General features: G+C 65.9%; 8 protein-coding genes. All 8 read right to left on the bottom strand.

Going from position 1 to position 7,506, the window contains the following annotated elements; genetic code table 11:
• Positions 1–284, bottom strand: a 284-nt coding sequence (locus tag RN02_RS31525; RefSeq protein WP_043319450.1) for a contractile injection system protein, VgrG/Pvc8 family, incomplete at its 3' end; no start/stop codon positions are given.
• Positions 285–438: 154 nt separating this feature from the next.
• Positions 439–1,050: a ribonuclease HII gene (rnhB, locus tag RN02_RS31520; RefSeq protein ID WP_043319448.1), complete on the bottom strand. Its 612-nt coding sequence runs from the start codon at positions 1,048–1,050 to the stop codon at positions 439–441.
• On the bottom strand, positions 1,050–2,192 hold the full coding sequence (lpxB, locus tag RN02_RS31515; protein WP_043319446.1) for a lipid-A-disaccharide synthase: 1,143 nt from the start codon (positions 2,190–2,192) through the stop codon (positions 1,050–1,052). The genes rnhB and lpxB overlap by 1 nt, the downstream gene beginning before the upstream one ends.
• A 2-nt stretch (positions 2,193–2,194) precedes the next feature.
• Positions 2,195–2,971, bottom strand: coding sequence for an acyl-ACP--UDP-N-acetylglucosamine O-acyltransferase (gene lpxA, locus RN02_RS31510; RefSeq protein ID WP_009616654.1), 777 nt, complete (start codon positions 2,969–2,971; stop codon positions 2,195–2,197).
• The gene (gene fabZ, locus RN02_RS31505) at positions 2,968–3,408 is read right to left on the bottom strand and encodes a 3-hydroxyacyl-ACP dehydratase FabZ (RefSeq protein ID WP_009616653.1); all 441 of its coding nucleotides are present in this window, start codon (positions 3,406–3,408) and stop codon (positions 2,968–2,970) included. Before fabZ ends, lpxA begins: the two co-directional genes overlap by 4 nt.
• Positions 3,409–3,456: 48 nt before the next feature.
• Positions 3,457–4,518, bottom strand: coding sequence for a UDP-3-O-(3-hydroxymyristoyl)glucosamine N-acyltransferase (gene lpxD / locus RN02_RS31500; protein WP_043319444.1), 1,062 nt, complete (start codon positions 4,516–4,518; stop codon positions 3,457–3,459).
• A complete protein-coding gene (locus RN02_RS31495) occupies positions 4,518–5,021 on the bottom strand; it encodes an OmpH family outer membrane protein (protein ID WP_009616651.1) in 504 nt (167 codons plus the stop codon). The genes lpxD and RN02_RS31495 overlap by 1 nt, the downstream gene beginning before the upstream one ends.
• A gap of 48 nt (positions 5,022–5,069) precedes the next feature.
• Positions 5,070–7,460 (bottom strand): outer membrane protein assembly factor BamA, encoded by a 2,391-nt coding sequence (gene bamA, locus RN02_RS31490; protein ID WP_043319442.1) that lies wholly within the window; start codon positions 7,458–7,460, stop codon positions 5,070–5,072.
• Positions 7,461–7,506 lie beyond the last annotated feature (46 nt).

The following is a 7,506-nucleotide window of genomic DNA, read 5'->3' as shown; positions in this document are numbered from 1 at the left end:
GGTTCGACCAGGGCGCGGTAGCGGGTGCGACGGAAGCCGGTGGTGCCTTGCTCGAAGCGGCTGACCTGGCCATGGACATGGCGTACCGGTTGCTCGCCGTGCCAGAGGATGAAGTGGGCGGGGGCGTCGAGGACCTTGGCGAAGTCGATGGCCGGGTCGCGGCTGGCCAGCTCCAGCGCCAGTTGGTAGCTCTCGCTGAGGCCCTCGTCGAGAGTGAATTCGATGACCTCGAATTCGGTTTCGCCCACGAAGAAAGTGAAGCGCAGATCGGATTGGCTGGGCACGGCAGGCATCCTAGGCTCACGAGGAAAAGAGCCAATCTACCGTGGTTGCCACTGGTGAAATGCCAGGTATTTCCCTGGAGCTTGCAAGATGTTTCTTTAGGCCCCCATAAACATGCCCTAAACAGGCTCTCAGGCAACCGCTACTACGCAGCGCTCAGAGGATGCCGGACGGGCTTTCCAGCAGCGCGCGCACCGGGGCGAAGGAGCGCCGGTGGATGGGCGTCGGGCCCAGGCGCTTGAGGGCTTCCAGGTGCACCGGGGTCGGGTAGCCCTTGTGCCCGCCGATGCCGTAGCCCGGGTAGAGGGCTTCCATTTCCTGCATCTCGCGGTCGCGGGAGACCTTGGCCAGGATGGAGGCGGCGGCGATGGCCGGCACCTTGGCATCGCCCTGCACCACCGGGGCCGCCGGCACCCTGAGTTTCGGGCAGCGGTTGCCGTCGATCAGCGCCAGTTTCGGGGTGACGCTCAGGCCCTCCACCGCGCGCTGCATGGCCAGCATGGTGGCGTGGAGGATGTTCAACTGGTCGATCTCCTCGACCTCGGCGCGGGCGATGAACCAGGCCAGGGCCTTCTCGCGGATCTCGTCGAACAGCGCCTCGCGACGCGCCTCGCTGAGCTTCTTCGAGTCGTTCAGGCCGATGATCGGCCGCGCCGGGTCGAGGATCACCGCGGCGGTGACCACCGGGCCGCAGAGCGGGCCGCGGCCCACCTCGTCGACCCCGGCCACCAGTTCCTCGACCAGGTCGAAATCCAGGCCCATCTGCATCAGCGTTTCTCCACCAGGGCGAGCACCGCCTCGGCGGCCTGCGCGGACGCATCCTGGCGCAGGGCGCGGTGGATGGCGTCGAAGGATTCGGTCTGCGCGCTGCCGTCGTCCAGCAGCGGCAACAGGTGTTGCGCCAGGGCCTCGGGGGTCGCCGCGTCCTGGATCAGCTCGGGGGCCAGCAGGCGTCCGGCGAGCAGGTTCGGCAGCGAGATGTAGGGGCTCTTCACCAGGCGCTTGAGGATGGCATAGGTCAGCGGCGCGACCTTGTAGGCCACGACCATCGGCCGCTTGTACAGCAGCGCTTCGAGGGTCGCGGTGCCGGAGGCGATCAGCACCGCGTCACAGGCGGCCAGGGCTTCGTGGGACTGGCCGTCGAGCAGTTGCAGCGGCAGTTGGCGGCCCTGCAGCATCTGCTCCAGCTGCGCGCGCCGCTCGGGGCTGGCGCAGGGCAGCACGAAGCGCAGGCCCGGGCGCTGCTGCAGCAGGCGTTCGGCGGTATCCAGGAACAGCGCGCCGAGCTTGCCCACCTCGCCGCCGCGGCTGCCCGGCAGCAGCGCCACCACCTGGGCGTCGGCCGGCAGGCCGAGCTGCGCGCGCGCGGCGGCGCGGTCGGCCTCCAGGGGGATGGTGTTGGCCAGCGGATGGCCGACGAAGCGCACCGGCACGCCGTGCTCTTCGTAGAACTTCGCCTCGAAGGGGAACAGCGCCAGCATCAGGTCGCAGGCCTGCTTGATCTTCAGCACGCGCTTCTGCCGCCAGGCCCAGACCGAGGGGCTGACGTAGTGCACGGTGCGGATGCCGGCGCGGCGCAGCTGCAGCTCCAGCCCGAGGTTGAAGTCCGGCGCGTCGATGCCGATGAAGACGTCGGGGCGCGCGAGTATCAGGTTGCGGACCAGGTCCTTGCGCCGGCGCAGCAGCTCGCGCAGGCGGCCGAGGACCTCGACCAGGCCCATGACCGCCAGGCGCTCCATGGGGAATTCCGAGACCAGGCCCTGGGCCTGCATGCGCGCACCACCCACGCCGATGAACTCGACCTCGGGGTGGCGTTCGCGCAGGGCCTGCATCAGGCCGGCGCCGAGGATGTCCCCCGAGGCCTCGCCCGCCACCAGGGCGACGCGCAGCTTGCCGGTGCCCGCAGCCATGGTCAGCGGGTGATGCCGCGGGTGGCGCTCTGGATGGAGTCGCAGAACACCGCGACTTCCGGGAACTGCGCGGCGGATTCGGCCAGCTCGGCGAGCGCCTCTTCCACTGTCAGGCCCTGGCGGTACACCACCTTGTAGGCCCGGCGCAGGGCGTGGATGGCCTCGGCGCTGAAGCCGCGGCGGCGCATGCCCTCGAAGTTCATGCTGCGCGCCTCGGCTGGGTTGCCGAAGACGGTCACGTAGGCCGGCACGTCCTTGCCGATGGCGGTGCCCATGCCGGAGAAGCTGTGGGCGCCGATGCGGCAGAACTGGTGCACCAGGGTGTAGCCGGAGAGGATCGCCCAGTCGTCCACGTGCACGTGGCCGGCCAGCGCGGTGTTGTTGACCAGGATGCAGTGGTTGCCGATCACGCTGTCATGGCCGACGTGGACGTAGGCCATGAACAGGTTGTGGTCGCCGATGGTGGTTTCCGAGCGGTCCTGGATGGTGCCGCGGTGGATGGTCACACCCTCGCGGATCACGTTGTGGTCGCCGATCACCAGGCGAGTCGGCTCGCCCTTGTACTTCAGGTCGGGAGTGTCCTCGCCGACGCTGGAGAACTGGAAAATCCGGTTGTGTCTGCCGATCTTCGTGGGGCCCTTGAGCACCACGTGCGGACCGATCACCGTACCTTCGCCGATTTCCACATCCGGCCCGACGATGGACCAGGGGCCCACCTCTACGTCGTCGGCCAGCTTTGCCCGCGGATCGATGATGGCGCGAGGATCGATCAAACTCATAGTTTGCGTTCCGCACAGATGATTTCGGCCGAGCACACCGGCTTGTCATCGACGGTGGCGTGGCAGTCGAACTTCCAGATGCCGCGCTTCACGCTGATGAACTGGGCATGCAGGTTCAACTGGTCGCCCGGCAGCACCGGCTGGCGGAAGCGCAGCTTGTCGGAGCCGACGAAGTAGTACAGGGTGCCGTCGGCCGGCTTCACGTCGAGCATCTTGAAGCCGAGGATGCCGGCCGCCTGGGCCATGGCCTCGATGATCAGCACGCCGGGCATGATCGGGTGCTGCGGGAAGTGGCCATTGAAGAACGGCTCGTTGATGCTGACATTCTTGTAGGCGCGAATGCGCTTGCCTTCGATGTCCAGCTCTACCACCCGGTCCACCAGCAGGAAGGGGTAGCGATGAGGCAGGTATTCGCGAATCTCGTTGATGTCCATCATGTTCAGGGGAGCCTGTTCAGAAAAGGGAAACGCCAAAAAATGCGTGACTCACGCATCAGATGGAGTGTCTCCGCTCGGGGTCACGGCGGCCAGGCGCTTTTCCAGCTGTTGCAGACGACGGGCCATGTCGTCCAACTGGCGAATACGGGCAGCGCTCTTCTTCCATTCAGCGGCGGGCTGCATGGCCGTGCCGGATGAGTAGGCGCCCGGCTCGGTGATCGAGCGGGTGACCATGGTCATGCCGGTGACGAAGACGTTGTCGCAGATCTCGATGTGCCCGACCAGGCCGACGCCGCCGGCGAGCATGCAATGCCTGCCGATCTTGGCGCTGCCGGAAATCCCGCAGCAGCCGGCCATGGCGGTGTGATCGCCGATCTGCACGTTGTGCGCGATCATGATCTGGTTGTCCAGCTTGACGCCGTTGCCAACCAGGGTATCGGACAGCGCACCACGGTCGATGGTGGTGTTGGCGCCGATCTCGACGTCGTCGCCGATGGTGACGCCGCCGATCTGCGCGATCTTCTGCCAGGCGCCCTGCTGCTTGGCGAAGCCGAAGCCTTCGCCGCCGAGCACGGCGCCGGACTGGATCACCACGCGCTTGCCGATGCGCACGTCGTGGTAGAGGGTCACGCGCGGGGCCAGCCAGCCGCCGTCACCGATCACGCTGCGCGCACCGACGAAGCAGTGGGCGCCGAGGGTGACGCCGGCGCCGATCTGCGCGCCGGCCTCGATCACCACGTAGGGGCCGATGCTGGCCGTGGGATCGACGCTGGCGCTGGCATCGACCACCGCGGTGGGATGGATGCCGGCGGGCGCCCTGGGCTTGGGATCGAACTGGTGCGACAGCCCGGCGTAGGCCAGGTAGGGGTCGGGCACCACCAGCGCGTTGCCGGTGAAGCCTTCGGCGTCGGCGGCGGTGAGCAGCACCGCGCCGGCCCGGCTGTCGGCCAGGAACTTGCGGTACTGCGGGTTGGCCAGGAAGCTCAGTTGCTCCGGGCCGGCATCCTGCAGGGTGGCCAGGCCGTGGATGACCACGGCCGGGTCGCCACGCAGCTCCGCCTGGAGCTGAGCGGCCAGTTCGGCGAGGGTATGGGACCGCGGGCTCATCATCAGCGCAGCTGGTTCATCCGCTCGATGACCTGGCGGGTGATGTCGTACTGGGGTTTGACGTCGACCACCGCGCCGCGCTCGACCACCAGGTCGTAGCCGCCCTTCTTGATGGTTTCCTCGACGGCCTGGTCCAGCTTCGGCTTGAGCTTCTTGAGCATTTCGCGGTCGGCGGAGGCCTTGGCTTCGTTCAGCTCCTTGGACTGGAACTGGAAGTCGCGGGCCTTCTGCTTGAAGTCGTCCTCGGCCTTGTCGCGCTCGGACTTGGACAGCTTGCTGCCGCCATTGACCAGCTTGTCCTGCAGGGCCTTGGCGTCGCTTTCCAGGGCGCGCAGCTTGCTCAGCTGCGGGCCGAATTTCTTCTCGGCATCGACGGCGTACTGCTTGGCCGCATCGGACTCGAGGAGCGCCATCTGGTAGTTGAGCACCGCGATCTTCATGTCGGCGAACGCGGGGCTCGCCATCAGGGCGGCGGTGATCAGGACGAACTGGGTCAACTTACGCACATTGCACTCCTGCACAAAGCTAGGTTGTCTATACAACAAGATGGCGAATCAGAAGGTCTGCCCCAGGGAGAACTGGAAGATCTGGGTTTCCGCGTTGTCCGGCTTCTTGATCGGGGTACCGAGGCTGAAGCTCAGCGGGCCGAGCGCGGTGATCCAGGTCAGACCGACACCCACGGACATGGCCATGTCGTTCAGCTTGATACCGTCGCAACCCTGGGTGGTGGACAGCGGGCAGTCCGAGTCGAACACGTTGCCCACGTCCCAGAACAGTACGGTACGCAGCTGGCTCTGGTCCTTGACGAAGGGCAGCGGGAACAGCAGTTCGGCGCCGCCGGTGATCATCACGTTACCACCGAAGGCCTGCGGGTCCTGGTCCGGGTCGGTGTAGCGGCCCTTGCCGTCGGGCCCGGATACCACGGCGCCAGTGGCCGGGTCAACGACACGGCTCGGCGTACTGCGCGGGCCGAGGGAGCTGTCCTTGAAGCCACGCACCGAGTTGAAGCCGCCGGCGTAGTAGTTCTCGTAGAACGGCAGGCGCTCGGTGGAGCCGTAGCCGTCGCCGTAGCCCAGCTCGGTGTGGAAGCGCATGGTGTAGGTGTCGGACAGCGGCGCGAAGATCTGGCCGCGGTAGTCCAGCTTGTAGAACGACAGGTCGCTGCCGGGGATGGTCGATTCCAGCACCAGGCTTTGCGAGTGGCCGCGGGTGGCCAGCACGCCCTTGTTCAGGGTGGACTCGGACCAGCCGATGGAGGCCTTGAAGTTGGTGAAGTTGTCGCCTTCCTTCTCGAGGAAGTCGAAGATCTCGTCGACGGTGTAGGCGCCGGTGTCGATGGTGTCGCGCTGCACGGTCAGGCCGTAGGTCAGGCGCGAGGTCTCGCTGATCGGGTAGCCGATGCTGACGCCGGCGCCGAGGCTGTTCACCGAGTAGTCGGAGACGTCGACGTCGAGCTTGTCGTAGTCGGTCTTGCGGTAGAAGGCGTTGTAGCCCAGGCTCACGCCGTCGACGGTCCAGTAGGGGTCGACGAAGCCGAAGTTGTAGCGGGTCTGGTAGTCGGACTTGGTCAGGCCGATGCTGACCTTGTTGCCGGTACCCAGGAAGTTGTTCTGGCTGATCGAGCCGCCGAGGATCAGGCCGGCATCCTGGGCGAAGCCGATGCTGGCGGTGATGGAGCCGGAAGGCTGCTCTTCCACGCTGTAGTTGACGTCCACCTGGTCGTCGGTGCCCGGAACGGCCGGGGTCTCGACGTTGACCGTCTTGAAGTAGCCCAGGCGCTCCAGGCGCTGCTTGGACTGGTCGATCAGGTAGGTGCTGGCCCAGCCGCCCTCCATCTGGCGCATCTCGCGGCGCAGCACCTGGTCTTCGGTCTTGGTGTTGCCGCGGAAGTTGATGCGGTTGACGTAGGCGCGCTTGCCCGGGTCGACCACGTAGGTGATGGACACGGTCTTGTCGTCGTCATGGGCTTCCGGCACGCCGTTGACGTTGGCGAAGGTGTAGCCCTCGTTGCCCAGGCGGCGGGTGATCAGGTCGGAGGTGGAGGTCATCACCTTGCGCGAGAACACCTGGCCCGGCTCGACCAGCATCAGCTTCTTGATTTCCTCTTCCGGCACCTTGAGGTCGCCGGTCAGCTTCACGTCGCGGACCTTGTACTTCTCACCCTCGTTGATGTTGACGGTGATGTAGACGTGCTTCTTGTCCGGGGTGATGGACACCTGGGTGGAAGCGATGTCCATGTGGATGTAGCCGCGGTCCAGGTAGTAGGAGCGCAGGCGTTCCAGGTCGCCGGAGAGCTTCTCGCGGGAATACTTGTCGTCGTTCTTGAAGAAGGACAGCCAGTTGGTGGTCTTCAGCTCGAACAGGCCGGTCAGGTCCTCGTCGGAGAACACCGTGTTGCCCACCACGTTGACATGGGCGATGGCCGCGACCGTGCCTTCGTTGACGGTGATCTTCAGCGCCACGCGGTTGCGCGGCTGCGGAGTGACCTGGGTCTCGATGTTGGCCGAGTAGCGGCCCTGGGCCACGTACTGGCGCTGCAGCTCGTTGCGCACGCCTTCGAGGGTGGCGCGCTGGAAGATTTCGCCTTCGGCCAGGCCGGACTGCTTGAGGCCCTTCATCAGGTCTTCGGTGCTGATGGCCTTGTTGCCTTCGATCTCGATGCTGGAGATGGACGGGCGCTCGACCACGTCGATGACCAGTACGTTGCCATCGCGGCCGAGGTGGATATCCTGGAAGAAGCCGGTCTTGAACAGCGAGCGGGTCGCCTCGACCAGACGGCGGTCATCGATCTGGTCGCCGACGTTCAGCGGCAGGGCGGCGAACACGCTACCCGCGGATACGCGCTGCAGGCCGTTGACGCGGATGTCGGAAACTGTGAAGGACTCTGCGTGAACCTGGGCGATCATCAACGCGGAAAGAGCCGCGGGTAACAGAAAGCGTTTCATGGAGTCCTTTTTTTTCCAACTGACAAATAAAGAATCTGCCGCGTGA

This window comes from Pseudomonas sp. PI1, assembly GCF_000812405.1.
Taxonomy (GTDB): domain Bacteria; phylum Pseudomonadota; class Gammaproteobacteria; order Pseudomonadales; family Pseudomonadaceae; genus Pseudomonas; species Pseudomonas citronellolis.
The sequence above is the reverse complement of the archived record's forward strand: the minus strand, read 5'-3'. Positions and strand labels throughout refer to the sequence as shown.